This window comes from Catenuloplanes niger (assembly GCF_031458255.1).
Classification (GTDB): domain Bacteria; phylum Actinomycetota; class Actinomycetes; order Mycobacteriales; family Micromonosporaceae; genus Catenuloplanes; species Catenuloplanes niger.
This window is the reverse complement of sequence record NZ_JAVDYC010000001.1, coordinates 9512753-9528397: the sequence shown is the minus strand read 5'-3', so window position 1 is coordinate 9528397 and position 15645 is coordinate 9512753. Positions and strand designations below refer to the sequence as shown.

Here is a 15645-nt window from a genome sequence, read left to right as displayed (position 1 = left end):
TCAGTCCTCCCGCTGCCGCTGCACCCGGACCGTCTTCGTGGACCGGACGTTGATGATCTCGACGTTCTCGTCCGCGGCGCGCCGCTTCAGCCGTACCGTGCCGGTCCGCGCGTCCTCCACGTCGACGACGCGGGCGAGCAGCTTCGCGGTGTCCGTGTGCCCGCTCTCCGTGGCCAGCCGCACGGCCCGGCCCAGCTTCGCGGTCGCGGTCTCCTCGTCACCCGCGTCCCGTGCCCGCAGCCCCTCCTGGATCGCCGTGGCCAGTTCCGCCTGCCCGGTGTAGTGCGCCACCCGCCGGTTGATCCGGGTCGACCGCGCGGTGTCGTCCGTCCACTTCGCCAGGATCAGCCGCTCCGTGAGCACCTGCCCGCCGGCGACCAGGCTGACCCGGCCGGCCAGGATCTCCTCGCCGACCGCGTCCGGCTCCACGTCGACCGTGATGTGGTAGTCCCGGCTCTCCGCGCCCCACGCGCCGGTCGGGTACTCCCCGATCCGCGCGCTCACCTCCGTACGCCGCCCGGTCAGGTCCTCGACCCGCGGGAACACCTGCTTGACCGATCTGACCACCGAGTTCGCCGGGGTCCACAGCCGCAGCGCCACGTCCGCCGTCGACTTGCCCTGCGCGGCCCGCGTCATCGCGGTGAACGACGCGGCCAGCTCGGACGGCGACTCCAGCCCGTCCGCGGTGCCGAGCAGCGCCGACGAGATCAGCCGCAGCTCCTCCGCGACCCAGCCGTGCCCGACACCGCGCGCGTCACAGATGAACTTTCCGTCGCACGCGGCCAGCACCCGCTCCAGCTGCTCCCGCGACTCGTGCTGGTTCTCGCCGTCGGTCAGCAGGATCGCGTGCTTGATCTCCGCCCGGGTGCCGGCGAACACCGCGTTGGCGAGGTCCAGCCAGCGGCCGATCGCGGTGCCGCCGTTGGCCCACAGCTGGTGCACCGCGGCGCGGGCCTCGGCGCGGGTCCGCGCGTCCGCCACGACCGTGCCCCGCTCCCGCGGATACACCATGGCCGCGGTGCCGTTGCCGGCGATCACCGCGAACGGCGTACCGTCCGGCATGGTGTCGACCGCGGTGGCGGTCGCCTTCTTCGCCTCGGCCAGCTTCGTGGCCGGCGCGGCCATCGAGCCGGACACGTCCACGATGATGATCTGCGCGATCCGCCCGCCGGCCGTCGTCCCACCGGTCGTTGTTCCACCGGTCGCGGTCACGGTGAGGATCGCGTCCACGGTCCGGCCGCCCGCAGGCAGGAACTCGTTCTGATCCACCTCCGCCTCGAACCGCGCCCGCCCGTTCTCCGCCACCATCACGCACTCCTCGCTACTTGCGCCGACGCCGTCCCCGTGCCACCGACCGTCCCCGTGCCACCGACCGTCCCCGTGCCACCGACCGGTTCCGTGCCGCCTACCGCTCCCGTGCCGCTCACCGGTTCCGGGCCGACGGGTTCCGGGTTTGCCGTTCTTCGGCTCGCTTCCGCGTGGGACGCTGCCGGTCCGGCCGCGTTCGGGCCGGCTGTCGTCGCGTTCGCCGCTTCCGGGCGTGCCGCCGACGGGATGTCCGCCTCCGGGACGGCCGGTTCCGGCGGGCCGCCGACGGGCAGGACCGCCACCGCGATGTTGTCGTCGCCGCCCGCGTCGACGGCCAGCGCGGTCAGCGCCCGGGCCAGCGTCGCCGGGTCCGCGCCGGGAACCAGCGCCGCGGCCAGCGCCGCCGGGGTCGGCAGGTAGCGGGAGAGCCCGTCCGAGCACGCGACCAGGTGCCCGGCCCGCACCGGCCGGAAGTGCCGGACCTGCGGTACCACCTCGCCCGCGTCGGCGCCGAGCCAGCGCACCAGTGCCCGGGACCGCGGATCCACGTCTGCCAGCCCGGCCGGCACCGGCCGTCCCGCCTCCCGGATCGCCGCGATCGAGTCGTCCACGGTCAGCTGCTGCGCATCGCCGTCCGCGCCCACCCAGTAGACGCGGCTGTCACCCACCCAGCCCACGGTCACGCCGTCCGCCGCCACCACCACGGACGCGTAGGTGCAGCCCGGCGGCGCGTCCCGGTCCTCGCCCCGCCCGGTCCGCGCGGCGGCGCCGGCCGCGGCGGACGCGGCACGCCGGGTCGCCCCGGTGCCGTCCGCGCCGTCCGCCAGCGCCGCCAGCAGCGCGGACACGCCCGCCTCGGCCGCACCGACCGCGGCCACGTCGGCGTGCCGGGCACTGGAGATCCCGTCACAGACCACCGCCACGACCGCGTCGCCCGCGCGCCCGATCGCGACCGCGTCCTCGTTGTGCCGCCGCCGGCCCCGGTCGGTCACCGCCGCGACGCCGTCCAGCACCAGCTCAGCCCGTTCCGCCGCGACGCTCACCCGCCGCCCGCACTCGCCGCACCACCCACCCGCGGCATCCGCGGCGGCGCCGCACGCGCCACAGACCCCACGACTCGCCCGCGCCGACCGCCACACCCCACCCAAACCCCGCAAATCCCACGACGGTACGGTCGCCACCCGCCCGCCGCTCCTGACGGGTTGCCGGGCGACACCGTCCCCCACGGGCGCGGCGTTCCCCCCACCACGCCCGACGACGCCCACCGGGCGCGTCCCTCCGCCGCGACCGTCCTCCGGCGTCCGCCGGCCGCGACCGTCCTCCGGCGTCCGTTGGCCGTGATCGTGTTCCGGCGTCCGCCGGACGCGACTGTCCTCCGGCGTCCGTTGGCCGTGATCGTGTTCCGGCGTCTGCCGGCCGCGATCGTCCTCCGGGGCCGACCGGCCGTCCAGGTGTCCAGGATCAGTCCGTTTCGTCACCACCCCGACCACCTCCCGGGTGCGGGCAGCGTGCGCACCGGCTGCGGGTGTGTGGGCGGCGCGTGCGCCGGCCGGTGGGGTGCCGGTGGCGTGCGGATCGGTTGGCCGGGCCGCGTCGGTCGCATGCGTGGCGGACGCGGGCGGGTGGGGTGGGCGGGTGCGGTCGGCGGGTGGGTGTGGACGCGGCGGCGGAAGCGCGCCGGTGTGCAGGTGGCGGCCGCAGACCTCGCAGAACGTGGCGTCGTCACCGGCCGGGCCGTGCTCCGGGCAGGCCGGGGGCGCGGTCACACCAGCGTCCTCGGGCGGACCGCGTTCGCGCGGTCGACCAGTGCGTACCGTTCCTCGCGGGTCCGCGCCCGCTGGGCCAGCATGCGGTAGGCGCGTTCCAGCCCGAACCGCACGCCGCGCTCGGTCAGTTCGGTGCCGAGGATCCGCTCCCGGGCCGGTGGTGCGGCGCCGCCGCCGAGCCACGCCAGCGCGGCCTCCAGGAGCTCGACCGTCAGGCGCGACTGCCGTTCCGTGTCCAGGGTGAGTCGTTCCAGGCGGCGTGCCGCACCGAGCAGGTCGTCGACCGGGCCGCCGTCGGCCAGCCCGGCGCGGGTCGCGGCGACCTGGGCGGTCAGGTAGAGCGCGGAGCTCTCCGGCACCTGGTCCAGCACCGCGAGCGCGCCGGCCCGGTCACCGGCCGCGAGCCGCAGCCGGGCCAGCCCGAACGCGGCGCTGAGGAACCCGCGGTCGACCGCCCAGACCCGCGCGTAGTGACCGGCCGCCGCCTCGGTGTCGCCCGCGCACTCGCAGGCGGCCGCGAGCGCGAGCCGGGCCGCCCGCTCACCGGGCAGCGCGTGGTGGACCGCCTCGAACGCGTCCCGGGCCGACGCCGCGTCACCGGCGGCGAGCGCGGCCAGGCCCCGGTGCCAGTCGACCCGCCAGTCCAGCGGGTCCGCCGCGGCCAGCCGGTCCAGCTCCGCGGCCGCCCGGTCCGGGCCGCCGCCGTCGATGTGCGCCCGGACCAGCCGGAACGCGACCTCCGGGCTGTCCACCGGCGCGGCGGTCAGCGCGGCGATCACCTCGGCGGGCGTGCCGGTCCCGATCGAGGCGAGAAAGCCCGCACCCGGGTCGAGCACGTCCACCAGCGGGGTCGGCAGCGCCGCCGCGACCTCACGCGGATCCGGGGCCGCGTCGCCGCCCACACCTGTCCCGGCGATGCCTCGGCTCACGGCGGCTGCGTCGGCTCCCTGACTCCCGGCCGCTCCGGCGGGGCCCCCACGCACGCCCACCCCGGTGGTGTCCGGGCTCACGCCCGCCCCGCCGGTGCCTCGGCCCACCACAGCCCCGCCGGCGCCTGGGCCCACGGCAGCCCCGGACGCGCCTCGGCCTACGGCAACCCCGGCGGCGCCTCGGCCCACGGCGAACCTGGCGGCGCGCCGGCTCAGGGCAGCCCCGGCGGTGTGCCGGCCGATGGCAGCTCCGGCGGTGTGCTGGTGCACGGGCGCCGGGTCCGTGCCGAACGTGCGGCGTTCCGGGGTGAAGCGCAGTGACGTGCTCGGGCGTGGCGTGCCGTCGGTGACGGCGAGGACCTCGCGGAGGACGCCGAGCAGCTGCTCGCTGAACTCGCCCGCGGTCGCGAAGCGGCGCTCCGGGCGCGGGTGGGTGGCCCGGCGCAGCACCCGGTGGAACGCGTCGTGTTCGGCCAGCAGCGGCGCCTCGGCCGGTGTCGGGAGGCGGTGCGCGTGCGTGCTGGTGAAGCCGTGGACGCCGAGCGCGAGCACGGCGAGCGTGCGGCCGACCGTGTACAGGTCGGACGCGACCGACGGGCCCTCCTCGGCGATCTCCGGCGCCTGGTAGCCGGGCGTGCCGTAGATCGCGGACTCCATGTCGGACACGTGCCGGACCGCACCCAGGTCGATGAGTTTCAGCTGCTCCTCGGCCAGGATCACGTTGTCCGGCTTGAAGTCGCAGTAGAGCAGGTCCCGGCTGTGCAGGTAGTCGAGCGCGGGCAGGATCTCCACGCCGTACGCGATCACCTCGGGCAGCGGCACGGCGGCCGCACCGGTCTGCTCGCGCCGGGTGACCAGCAGTTCCCTGAGCGACTGCCCGCCGATGTACTCCATCACCAGGTAGCCGGCCGGCTCGCCGGTCACCGGGTCCGGGTGCTGCGCGAAGTCGTGGATCTTGACGATGTTCGGGTGGTCGAGCTCGACCAGGTAGCGGCGTTCGGCCACCGCGGCCGCGGCCGCGTCCGGGTCGGACGTGTCGATCAGGCCCTTGAGCACCACCCACCGGTCCGCCACCGCGTCGGACACGTGCCGGTCCCGGGCCAGATAGATCCAGCCCAGGCCACCGTACGCGAGCGCGCCGAGCACCTCGTAGCGTGCCTGCACGACGTCGCCGGCCTCGAGCCGGGGCCGGAACGAGTAGGGCGTGCCGCAGTGCGGGCAGAAGCCCTCGGTGCGGCCCGGCTGCCCGTCCCGGCCGCGTCCGACCGGCTTGTCGCAGGCGGTGCAGTAGCGCTTCGGCTCGGCCACGACCGGTTCGGCCAGCACCGCGGCGGCCGGGTCGCGCGGCGGCACCCGGGGCATCTCGACCAGCCCGGCGCCGAGCCGGCCGCGCCCGCCGGTGCGCGACGACCGGGAGCCGCGGGTACCGCCGGTGCCGCTCCGCGCGGACCCGCGCGTACCGGCGGCGGTGGCCTCCGATCGTGGTTCCTCGGCCGGCGCCCGGCGGCCGCACTCGTCGCAGTAGCCGTCCGGGCTGTACGCCCCGGTGCAGCCCGGTCGCCGGCAGTCCGCGCTCATCGCGGTCGCTCCCCTCGCGGAGGTTCGGTGTTCCGGGCCGGGACGGCGGTGGGTTCCGGCCCGGCGCCGGCCAGCGCGCGCTGGTAGGCCACCACCGCGACGGTCGCGGCGGGCAGGTCGCACGGTGACGTGTAGAGCAGTGTCTCCGCGGCCTCGTGCAGCGTGGCCGCGTGGCCGTCCTCGAGCAGGCCGAGCCGCGCCGCCTTCGCCCGGTACGCCGACAGCCGGCCGCGCAGCTCGGTGCGGCGGCGCAGCAGCCCGTCCGCGGCCTCGAACAGGTGACCGGCCCGGTCCAGTGCGGCGGCGGCGCCGCGCTCGGCCGCGTCCAGTTCGGCGCCGAGTCGCGCCCAGCGCCGCTCCCGCCGGATCTCCGCGATCTGCCGCAGGTGGGCACGCAGCGACGCGGCCGCGGCCGGCGGCTCCGGCAGACCCGGCTCGTGGATCTTGTCGTGCACGGTCCGGAACGCCTCGGCGGTCCGGGCCTCGGCGGCCGCGACCGCGTCCACGTCCCGGGTCAGCCGGTCCAGCCGGCCGGCCGCGGCGTCGCGCAGCCGCGCCAGCCCGGCCAGGTCCGCCGCGACGCGGTTGACCTCCTCGGCCAGGTCGCGCAGCCGGGCCACGGCACGCCGGTCCGCGCCGGCACCGACCGCGCCGAGCGGGTCGGCGAGCGCGGCGAGATGCTCCTCGGCCAGCCGCGCCTCGACGTCCGCGAGCCGTTCACCGGCCCCACCGTCTCGCGCGGCGGTCTCCCGCGCCGCGCTCGAGGTGCCGTCCACGCCGGGCCCCCGGCCGGTTCCGGCACCGGTGGCCGGGCTGGTGGCCGGGCCGGGGCCGGAACCGGTGAACGGGCCGGGGCCGGTGGACGGGCCGGGGCCGGTGGACGGGCCGGGGCCGGTGGACGGGCCGGGGCCGGTGGACGGGCCGGGGCCGGTGGACGGGCCGGGTTCGGTGTCGCCGAGGCCGGCGGCGGTGGTGCGGGCGCGGTCGAGCGCGACGGTCAGCGGCGTGATCCGGTCCGCGATCGCGGCCAGTGCGCTCCGCACCCGGGCGCACTCGGCCCGCACCTCGGCGGCCTGCCGTTCCAGGTCGTCGGCGAGTGCGGGCAGCGTCAGCGACGGCGGGGCGGCCTCGGCGACCGTGCCGTCCGGGCCGATCGCCACGGACGGGCCGCGCAGCAGCGTGGTCAGCCGGCGCAGGTCCGCCGCGGTCGGCCGGGAGCCGGCCGCGGCGCGGGCCCGGCGCGCGTCGTCGAGCCGGGCGCCGAGCGCGGCGAACCGGGACCAGAGCACGCCGGTACGGTGCAGCGTCTCGGTCGCCACCCGCGCGGTCCGGCCGGTCAGCCCGGTGCGGCGCAGCGCGGCCAGGCCCGGGTGGTCGTCCAGCCAGTACATGGCGGCGGAGATCCGGTCGTGCGCCGCGATGAGGCCGACCAGCACGGCGTCGGCCTCGTCCCGGCTCATCGGCGGCGTCACCGGTACCTCGCGGCCGGCGGCGCCGGGGTGTCGTCGCTCAGCGCGGACAGCCAGGTGCCGTAGGCGCGCGTCCAGGTGCCGTCCGCGCGGATCGTCTCCAGCACGCCGTTGACGAACCGGACCAGGTCGTCACTGCCCTGCCGGATCGCGATGCCGTACGGCTCGTCGCTGAACGCCGGGCCGGTCACCTCGGTGTGCGGGTCCTGCGCGGCCATCCCGGCGAGGATGCCGTCGTCGGTGGAGACCGCGTCGACCTGGTTCTGCTGCAGCATGACCAGGCAGTCGGTCCAGCCGGACACCGCGACCGGGAGCGGGCGTGCCGGATGGGCCGCGAGGTTCCGGATCGACGTGCTGCCCGCGGCCGCGCACACCTTGCGGCCGGCGAGGTCGTCCATGCCGGTGATCCCGGAGCCGCGCTCGACCAGCACGCGCTGACCGGCGGTGAAGTATTCGGTGGAGAAGCTGACCTGCTGCCAGCGCTCGCAGGTCATCGTCATGGTCGCGATCACCAGGTCGACCTCGCCGCCGCGGATCGCGTCGATCCGGGTGCTGGACGTGACGGTCCGGAACCGGATCTTGTTCGGGTCGCCGAGGATCGCCGCCGCGATCCGCCGCGCGATGTCGATGTCGAACCCGGACAGGTCACCGGTCAGCGGGTCCCGGAAGCCGAACCGGTAGCTGTTCTGGTCCACGCCCGCGATCAGCGTGCCGCGCGCCTGGATGGCCGCCATCGTGCTGCCGGCCGGCATCCGCCCCGGAGCCGGGAGCGCGCCGGACGGCCGGAGACTGGCCCGGGGGTCGCAGTCGCGGGCGCCGGCCGGGGGAGCGGACACCGGCGGCGCCGGGTCCTGCGCGCCGGCCGGCATCGGCACGCCCGCGTCGGTCTCCACGTCCGGCAGGCCCGCGCCGCCGGTGGCACACCCGGCGAGCACCGCGGCGGTCAGCAGCGCCGCGACGAGCGCGGTGGTGGGACGACGGTGACGGGTCATCGGTACTCCGCCCTTCGGCGCTGCACGCCGATCACACTGCCGACGATCATGAGTACGGTGAGCGCGCCCGCGCCCAGGTCGGCGAGGCGCAGCGCGGTGCCGGCCCGGCGGGCCTCGGCCGCGAAGACGTCACCGTCCGCCGCGATCGCGGCGCCGAGCGCGGCGTCGAGCGCGGCCGAGTACGTGGCCGCGTCGCCGAGTGCGACCGTCACCGCGCCGGCGTGGTCGCCGCCGTCGTCGTCCGCGCGCAGGTCCCGGTGCGCGGTCACCCACCGGTCCGCGGCCTCGCCGGCCCGGGTCAGGTGCGGCGCGTCCGCGCCGGTGGCCGGCCGGCGGGCGGAGTCCAGCGCGCCGCCGTCGCGGGTGATCGACTCCATCGTCTCCGTCCAGTGCTGCTCGAACGCGCCGCCGGAGCCGCGTGCGACCAGCGTCAGCGCCTCGTCCGTGCGGGCCCGGAGCGCGGCGATCCGGATGTCCGCCAGCAGTTCCATCCGGTCGGAGCCGTCGTCCCCGCCGGCGGTGAGGTGGGCGCCGGACACGGCCGCGGAGACCACCAGCCAGAGCGTGAGCAGCCCGGCCGCGCCGGTCGCGACCAGCAGGCCGGGGTTGAGCACCCGGCGGGTCAGCCGGGTCAGCCGCCGTTGCACGACGATCAGCGCGCCGACGGTGAGCAGGCAGAGGAGCGTGGCCGGCCAGGGGACCGCGCCGCCGCCGTCGCGGGACGCGCGCAGGTCGCGGGCCGCGTCGTCGTAGGCGCCGCGCGCGGCCGGGAGCAGCTCCGCGCGCATCAGGCCGTTCGCCTCGCGCAGGTAGGCGGCGCCGACCGGCAGACCCTGCCGGTTCAGGCTGCGCGCGGTCTCGATCAGCCCGGTGTAGACCGGCAGCCGCGCGCCGATCACGGCCAGGTGTGCCGCGCCGGCGTCGTCCGCGCCGGTCAGGCCGGCGCCGAGCACGGTCAGCGCGCGGCCGGCCTCGGCCACGTCGGCGAGGTAGCGGTCGCGCAGCGCGGGTGGTTCGAGGCCGCCGGTGAGGAACGCGGACGCGGCGGTGGCGTCCGCGTCGGAGAGCGCCCGGTAGAGGTCGAGCGCGGCGATGGTGAGCGGGCCGTGCCGGGTGGCGAGCGTGTCGATGTGGGCGGCGCGCTGCCGGATCCCGGTGACCGCGGCCAGGCCGGTCAGCAGCGCGAGCGCGACCAGGACGGTCATCCAGAGCGCGAGCCGGCCGGGCGTGTGCCGCAGGCCGGCGGTGAGCCGTTCCCGGGCCCGGGGTGGACTCTCCGTCATCACCATGGCCTCAGCCCTCTCCGCTCCCGGGTGCCGACCTCGATCTCACGGTAGGAATCTCACGGTAGGCGTCGTGTTCAACAGTGAACGGAGCGTGATCGGACGCGTGGGTGGTGGACGGGCTCGGAGCGGGCCGGGGGCCGCGATCCGTACCGGAGGCGGGGTGTTGATCTTCTGGGGTGGTGAAGCCCGGTTGGCGCGGGCGTGACCGGACCAGGCATGATCGGTGACACCATGACCACGCTGACCGACCGGCTGCCCGGCACCGCGGACCCCGACTCGCTCTACGAGATCTTCAGTCTCTGGGCGCAGGAGCGGGGCCTGAGCCTCTATCCGCATCAGGAGGAGGCGCTGATCGAGATCGTCTCCGGCGCCAACGTCATCCTGAACACGCCGACCGGGTCGGGGAAGAGCCTGGTCGCGACGGCCGCGCACTTCGCGGCGCTGGCCCGCAACGGCACCACGTTCTACACCGCCCCGATCAAGGCGCTGGTCTCGGAGAAGTTCTTCGCGCTGATCGAGGTCTTCGGTGCGGAGAACGTGGGCATGCTGACCGGCGACGCCTCGGTCAACGAGGACGCGCCGATCATCTGCTGTACGGCCGAGATCCTGGCGAACATCGCGCTGCGCGAGGGCGCGGACGCGGACGTCGGTCAGGTGGTGATGGACGAGTTCCACTTCTACGCGGAGCCGGACCGGGGCTGGGCGTGGCAGGTGCCGCTGCTGGAGCTGACGAACGCGCAGTTCATCCTGATGTCCGCCACGCTCGGTGACGTCTCCCGCTTCGAGAAGGACCTGACGCGGCGGACCGGGCGGCCGACGTCCGTGGTGCGCTCGGTCGAGCGGCCGGTGCCGCTGCTGTTCAGCTACGTCACCACGCCGATGCACGAGACCATCGAGGAGCTGCTGACCACCCACCAGGCCCCGGTGTACGTCGTGCACTTCACCCAGGCCGCCGCGCTGGAACGCGCGCAGTCGCTGATGTCGGTGAACGTCTCCACGCGGGCCGAGAAGGACGCCATCGCGGAGATGATCGGCAACTTCCGGTTCGCGGCCGGCTTCGGGCGGACGCTGTCCCGGCTGGTGCGGCACGGCATCGGCGTGCACCACGCGGGAATGCTGCCGAAGTACCGCCGGCTGGTGGAGACGCTCGCCCAGGCCGGGCTCCTGAAGATCATCTGCGGGACGGACACGCTCGGCGTCGGCATCAACGTGCCGATCCGCACCGTGCTGTTCACCGGGCTGTCCAAGTACGACGGTGTCCGCACCCGGCTGCTGCGCGCCCGCGAGTTCCACCAGATCGCCGGCCGGGCCGGCCGGGCCGGCTTCGACACCATCGGCCGCGTCGTGGTGCAGGCGCCGGAGCACGTGATCGACAACGAGCGCGCGCTGGCCAAGGCCGGTGACGACCCGAAGAAGCGCCGCAAGGTGGTCAAGAAGAAGCCGCCGGAGGGCACGATCGGCTGGGGCAAGCCCACGTTCGACCGGCTGGTCGAGGCCGAGCCGGAGCCGCTCACGTCGTCGTTCCAGGTGTCGCACGCGATGCTGCTGAACGTCCTCGCGCGGCGCGGCGACCTGTTCGCGCACATGCGCCGGCTGCTGACCGAGAACGACGAGGACCGCGCGTCGCAGCGCCGCCTCGTGCACCGCGGGATTCTCATCTACCGCGCGCTGCTGGCCGGTGGCGTGATCGAGCGCCTCCCGTCGCCGGACGAGGAGGGCCGCACGGTCCGGTTGACCATGGACCTGCAGCTGGACTTCGCGCTGAACCAGCCGCTGTCACCGTTCGCGGTCGCGTCGCTGGAACTGCTCGACCGGGAGGCGCCGTCCTACGCGCTGGACGTCGTCTCGGTGATCGAGTCCACGCTGGAGAACCCGCGGCAGATCCTGTCCGCGCAGCAGTTCAAGGCGCGCGGCGAGGCCGTCAACGCGATGAAGGCCGAGGGCATCGAGTACGACCAGCGGATGGAACTGCTCGAACAGGTCACCCACCCGCGCCCGCTCGCGGAACTGCTCGAGGCCGCGTACGAGACCTACCGGCAGGGCCACCCGTACGTCGCCGACTACGAGCTGGCGCCGAAGTCCGTGGTCCGCGACCTGTACGAGCGTGCGATGACGTTCGGCGAGTTCGTCTCGTTCTACAGCCTGTCCCGCTCCGAGGGCCTGGTGCTGCGCTACCTCGCGGACGCGTACCGGGCACTGCGCCAGACCGTCCCGGAGGACGCGAAGACCGAGGAACTCGTCGACCTGATCGAATGGCTCGGCGAACTCGTCCGCCAGGTCGACTCGTCCCTGCTCGACGAGTGGGAGCGGCTGCGCAACCCGGGCGCGCTCCTCGTGGAGCAGCAGAAGCTCGACGACAAGCCGCCGGCCGTCACCCGCAACCTGCGCGCGTTCAAGGTGCTGGTCCGCAACGCCATGTTCCGCCGCGTCGAACTGGCCGCGCTGCACCAGTGGGCCGCGCTCGGCGAGCTCGACGCCGAGTCCGGCTGGGACGCCGCCGCCTGGGCCGACGCGCTCGCGCCCTACTACGAGGAGCACGCGGACATCGGCACCGGCCCGGACGCGCGCGGTCCGGCGCTGCTCCAGATCACCCAGGACCGCACCGAGTGGACCGTCCGCCAGGTCCTCGACGACCCCGCCGAGGACCACGACTGGGCCATCACCGCGGTCGTCGACCTGACCGCCTCCGACGAGGCCGGCGTCGCCGTCCTCACGGTGACGGACGTCAGCCGGATGTAGGGCCCGGCCGCGCGGTTCAGGCCTGCGGGCGGGTGACGCTGCCGCTGACCGGGTCGGTGACGGTCTGCGGGAGGTGCGGCACGTCGACGATCCGGTCCGCGTCGGACAGCCAGCGGTGCAGCCAGGCCGCGGCCTCCGGGTCGCGGTCCGCGAGCGCGGTCAGGGCGTCGGCGAACGCGGCCACCCGGGCCGGGTCGCCGGGCGCGTCGTCGACCGCGTCCAGCTCCGGGCCGCCGACGTCGTGCCGGGCGGCGAACTCGGCCAGCGCGGCCCACGCGGCCGTGCCGGGCGCACCGGCCGCACCGGTCGCGAGCGGGACGACGGTGGCGGCCAGGGCGGCGGAGGTCACGGGTTCCACGCCAGTACCGTACCGTGCCGGCCGCCCGTCACCCCGCGTCGTCGACGACCTCGAAGTCGTGCCGCGCCCCGGTGCGGCGGGACGCCGGCCGCCGCGCGCCGCACCGGAAGCCGGGTGGCCGCTCAGAAGTCGGTGAGTGCGCGGATGACGTCCGCGTCCAGCGGGCGGTCGGCGTAGAGCAGGCGGATCGCGGCCGGGTCGGGGTTTCCGGCGTCCGGGCCGCGCCACATCCGCTTCAGGCCGGCGCGTTCGACCGTACGCCGGGAGCGGTCGTTGCCCTCCAGCAGGTAGGCGGTCATCGGCAGCTCCGGCCGGAGTGCCGCGGCGGCCTCGCGCGCGGCCGCGCTGATCTCCTGCGCGTAGCCCCGCCCCCAGCAGCGGGGGAGCAGCCGGAATCCGAGGTTCCAGGCCACGCCGTACCGGACGAACGTGCCACCGATGCCGGCGAACGTGCCGTCCGGCTCGCGTGCCACCCACATGCCGTGCCCGTCCCGCGCCCACCCGGCACGCCAGTTGGAGATCGTGCGCGCGGTCTGCTCCGGCGTCTCGTGCCGGCTCAGCGGGTCCGGGCCCCAGACCAGCGGATCACTGTAGAGCGCGAACATCTCCGCCAGATCCTCCGGCACGGGCTCGCTGAGCCTCAGTCGCGACGTCACGGCGCCGATTCTGCACCATGGGCGGTGCACCCGCGCCCGGTTTCCCGGCTCTTGACGCACGCCATGTGAGCGCTAACACTCATCGATACATCTCGCTCCCGTACGGAAGGACCTCGATGAGACGTACCGCAGGAAGACTCGCGGCCGCCGCCGTCCTGGTGGCCTCGGGGCTCGCGGTGCTCGGACCGGCGGCGCCGGCGAGTGCCGCGCCCGCCGTGTCCTACACCAACCCGATCGCGGCCCAGCGTGCCGACCCGCACGTCTGGAAGCACACCGACGGCTACTACTACCTCACCGCGACCGTGCCCGCGTACGACCGGATCGTCCTGCGCCGCGCCACCACGCTGCAGGGGCTGTCGACCGCGGCGGAGACGACCATCTGGACCCGGCACGCCAACGGCCCGATGAGCGCGCACATCTGGGCGCCGGAGATCCACTACATCAACGGCAAGTGGTACGTGTACTTCGCGGCCGGCGGCGACGACGTCTGGGCGATCCGGCCGTACGTGCTGGAGGGCACCGGCGCGAACCCGCTCACCGCGTCCTGGGTGGAGAAGGGGCAGATCCAGACCGGCTGGCAGAGCTTCGCGCTGGACGCCACCACGTTCGTCAACAACGGCACCCGCTACCTGCTCTGGGCGCAGCACGACAACAGCCTGCCGGCCAGCAACACCAGCCTCTACATCGCCACCATGTCGAACCCGTGGACGCTGTCGTCCGCCGCGGTCAGCATCTCCGCGCCGACGCTGGCCTGGGAGAAGATCGGCTACCAGGTCAACGAGGGGCCGGCGGTCATCCAGCGGAACGGGAGGATCTTCCTGACCTACTCGGCCAGCGCCACGGACAGCAACTACTGCCTCGGCCTGCTCACCGCGTCCGCGAGCGCGAACCTGCTCAGCCCGGCGAGCTGGACCAAGACCCAGACGCCGGTCTTCACCAGCAACGTCAACACCAGCCAGTACGGCCCGGGGCACAACTCGTTCACGGTGTCCGAGGACGGGCAGAGCGACATCATGGTCTACCACGACCGTAGCTACCGGGACATCACCGGTGACCCGCTCAACGACCCGAACCGGCGGACCCGGGTCCAGAAGATCTACTGGAACGCCGACGGTACGCCGAACTTCGGCATCCCGGTCCCGGACGGCCGGCACCCGGTGCGGCTGCGGTCGTACAACCTGCCGTCCCAGTACGTCCGGCACTGGGACTTCCGGGCCCGGGTCGAGAGCAACGTGACGAACCTGGCCGACTCGCAGTTCCGGGTGGTGCCCGGCCTGGCCGGCGCCGGCACGGTCAGCCTGGAGTCGACCAACTATCCCGGCTACTACCTGCGGCACCGGAACTTCGAGCTGTTCGTGGCGAAGGCCGACGGCACCGCGCTGTTCAACGGCGACGCCAGCTTCTACCAGCGCGCCGGGCTCGCCGACCCGGCCGCGGTCTCGTTCGAGTCGTCGAACTACGCCGGCCGCTACATCCGGCATGCGAACAACCTGCTCTACGTCCAGGCCGTCACCGGTGCCACCGCGCCGGCCGACGCCACGTTCGTGACGGAGTGAGCGGGCCGCCCCGGGCGCCGTCCGCGCCGCCCGGGGCGGTGCGCACGCGGTCCTACACCGCCCGCAGCGGGTGGGTCCGGATCAGGAACGTCGGCGACACCAGGCCCACCGGCACCGGCAGCCTGCCGACGCGCATGTCGACCCGGCGGTAGTGACCGTCCAGCGGCGCACCGGAGATGATCGTGTCGAGCGGGTCGGTGTACGACCCGCCGACCGTGAGCCGCACGTCGGCCGCGCGCAGCTCGATCGGCTCGTCCACGGTGCTGAACGTGACCAGTCGCGGCACCGACATCCCCAGCGTGCCGAGCACGTTGCGGAACGGCTGGTTGAAGATCGGCGGCACGCGGGCGACCTCGTCACCGATCGTGCCGGTCATCGACAGCAGCTCGACCCCGCGCCGGCGGACGGTCGCGGTCACCACGCCGTCCGCCACGGCCCAGTCGATCTCGGCGAGTTTCTTCGGGAAGCCGAGCGTCTCCCGCCCGCCGATGAGCGCGACGTCGTCGTCCACCACGATCCACGGGCAGTGCGCCGCCCGGAACGGCCCGTGCCGGACGTTGAAGAAGATCGCCGCCTCGCGGTAGGTGCTGTTGAAGTTCGTCCACGGGTAGTCGGCGACGAAGACCAGCGCGGTCGAGTCCTGGGCCATCCGCACGCCCGCGGGCAGCAGGTTGTCGGCTCGCTCCCGGTCCACCGGCACGGTCACCGACAGGAACGTCGCGTTCCGGTACTTGACCTTCGCGGGGTTCTGCCGGCGCTTGATGTCCGCCATCCCCTCGTCGAGCGTGAAGGCCGGCCGCGCGCCCTCCGGTGCGACCCCCTCCTCGGACATCCGCACCGGAACCCGGTCACCGCTCACGTCGTCGCCCTCCCGGAATCGATTCGCTTCCACCCGCCACACGCTGACCGTCCACACTGGAGCATGTCAATACGGAAGTGGGATGAACCGCAGAAAACGCCATCCGCGCGGGTACGCCGGGTCCTCGACGGACGTGACCGGTGCCCACG

Annotated in this window: 11 protein-coding genes; 2 read left to right on the top strand and 9 right to left on the bottom strand. The window is 74.8% G+C overall.

Annotated features, from left to right (window positions below; all coding sequences use genetic code 11):
• From J2S44_RS41950 to J2S44_RS41925, 6 genes are all read right to left on the bottom strand, one after another.
• Nucleotides 1-1308: a VWA domain-containing protein gene (locus J2S44_RS41950; protein WP_310429103.1), complete on the bottom strand. Its 1308-nt coding sequence runs from the start codon at nucleotides 1306-1308 to the stop codon at nucleotides 1-3.
• Nucleotides 1308-2351, bottom strand: a complete 1044-nt coding sequence (locus J2S44_RS41945; RefSeq protein ID WP_310429101.1) for a PP2C family protein-serine/threonine phosphatase — start codon at nucleotides 2349-2351, stop codon at nucleotides 1308-1310. Before J2S44_RS41945 ends, J2S44_RS41950 begins: the two co-directional genes overlap by 1 nt.
• Nucleotides 2352-3070: 719 nt before the next feature.
• Complete coding sequence (locus tag J2S44_RS41940) at nucleotides 3071-5581, bottom strand: serine/threonine-protein kinase (RefSeq protein WP_310429099.1); 2511 nt, start codon at nucleotides 5579-5581, stop codon at nucleotides 3071-3073.
• A complete protein-coding gene (locus J2S44_RS41935) occupies nucleotides 5578-7041 on the bottom strand; it encodes a hypothetical protein (protein ID WP_310429097.1) in 1464 nt (487 codons plus the stop codon). The genes J2S44_RS41940 and J2S44_RS41935 overlap by 4 nt, the downstream gene beginning before the upstream one ends.
• A gap of 8 nt (nucleotides 7042-7049) precedes the next feature.
• Entirely contained in the window at nucleotides 7050-8042 is a 993-nt protein-coding gene (locus J2S44_RS41930; protein WP_310429094.1) for a glutamate ABC transporter substrate-binding protein, read from the bottom strand.
• Nucleotides 8039-9331 (bottom strand): GlnX family signal transduction membrane protein, encoded by a 1293-nt coding sequence (locus tag J2S44_RS41925; RefSeq protein ID WP_310429092.1) that lies wholly within the window; start codon nucleotides 9329-9331, stop codon nucleotides 8039-8041. The genes J2S44_RS41930 and J2S44_RS41925 overlap by 4 nt, the downstream gene beginning before the upstream one ends.
• 213 nt (nucleotides 9332-9544) lie before the next feature.
• On the opposite strand from J2S44_RS41925, the gene J2S44_RS41920 reads away from it, so the two are divergent.
• Nucleotides 9545-12067, top strand: coding sequence for a DEAD/DEAH box helicase (locus tag J2S44_RS41920; RefSeq protein WP_310429090.1), 2523 nt, complete (start codon nucleotides 9545-9547; stop codon nucleotides 12065-12067).
• Between the two features lie 16 nt (nucleotides 12068-12083).
• Here the strand turns inward: J2S44_RS41920 and J2S44_RS41915 are convergent, their stop codons facing one another.
• Nucleotides 12084-12425: a hypothetical protein gene (locus J2S44_RS41915; protein WP_310429088.1), complete on the bottom strand. Its 342-nt coding sequence runs from the start codon at nucleotides 12423-12425 to the stop codon at nucleotides 12084-12086.
• A 122-nt stretch (nucleotides 12426-12547) separates the two neighbouring features.
• Complete coding sequence (locus tag J2S44_RS41910; RefSeq protein ID WP_310429086.1) at nucleotides 12548-13081, bottom strand: GNAT family N-acetyltransferase; 534 nt, start codon at nucleotides 13079-13081, stop codon at nucleotides 12548-12550.
• Nucleotides 13082-13197: 116 nt separating this feature from the next.
• Between J2S44_RS41910 and J2S44_RS41905 the strand changes: the two genes are divergently transcribed.
• The gene (locus J2S44_RS41905) at nucleotides 13198-14637 is read left to right on the top strand and encodes a family 43 glycosylhydrolase (protein WP_310429084.1); all 1440 of its coding nucleotides are present in this window, start codon (nucleotides 13198-13200) and stop codon (nucleotides 14635-14637) included.
• Between the two features lie 52 nt (nucleotides 14638-14689).
• Here the strand turns inward: J2S44_RS41905 and J2S44_RS41900 are convergent, their stop codons facing one another.
• Complete coding sequence (locus J2S44_RS41900) at nucleotides 14690-15529, bottom strand: acetoacetate decarboxylase family protein (protein WP_310429082.1); 840 nt, start codon at nucleotides 15527-15529, stop codon at nucleotides 14690-14692.
• Nucleotides 15530-15645 lie beyond the last annotated feature (116 nt).

What these genes read in the sequence shown, in the direction of transcription:
- J2S44_RS41950 (WP_310429103.1), bottom strand. Translation starts at nt 1,308, where the DNA reads ATGGTGGCGGAGAACGGGCGGGCGCGGTTCGAGGCGGAGGTGGATCAG.
- J2S44_RS41940 (WP_310429099.1), bottom strand. Translation starts at nt 5,581, where the DNA reads ATGAGCGCGGACTGCCGGCGACCGGGCTGCACCGGGGCGTACAGCCCG.
- J2S44_RS41935 (WP_310429097.1), bottom strand. Translation starts at nt 7,041, where the DNA reads ATGAGCCGGGACGAGGCCGACGCCGTGCTGGTCGGCCTCATCGCGGCG.
- J2S44_RS41930 (WP_310429094.1), bottom strand. Translation starts at nt 8,042, where the DNA reads ATGACCCGTCACCGTCGTCCCACCACCGCGCTCGTCGCGGCGCTGCTG.
- J2S44_RS41925 (WP_310429092.1), bottom strand. Translation starts at nt 9,331, where the DNA reads ATGGTGATGACGGAGAGTCCACCCCGGGCCCGGGAACGGCTCACCGCC.
- J2S44_RS41920 (WP_310429090.1), top strand. Translation starts at nt 9,545, where the DNA reads ATGATCGGTGACACCATGACCACGCTGACCGACCGGCTGCCCGGCACC.
- J2S44_RS41905 (WP_310429084.1), top strand. Translation starts at nt 13,198, where the DNA reads ATGAGACGTACCGCAGGAAGACTCGCGGCCGCCGCCGTCCTGGTGGCC.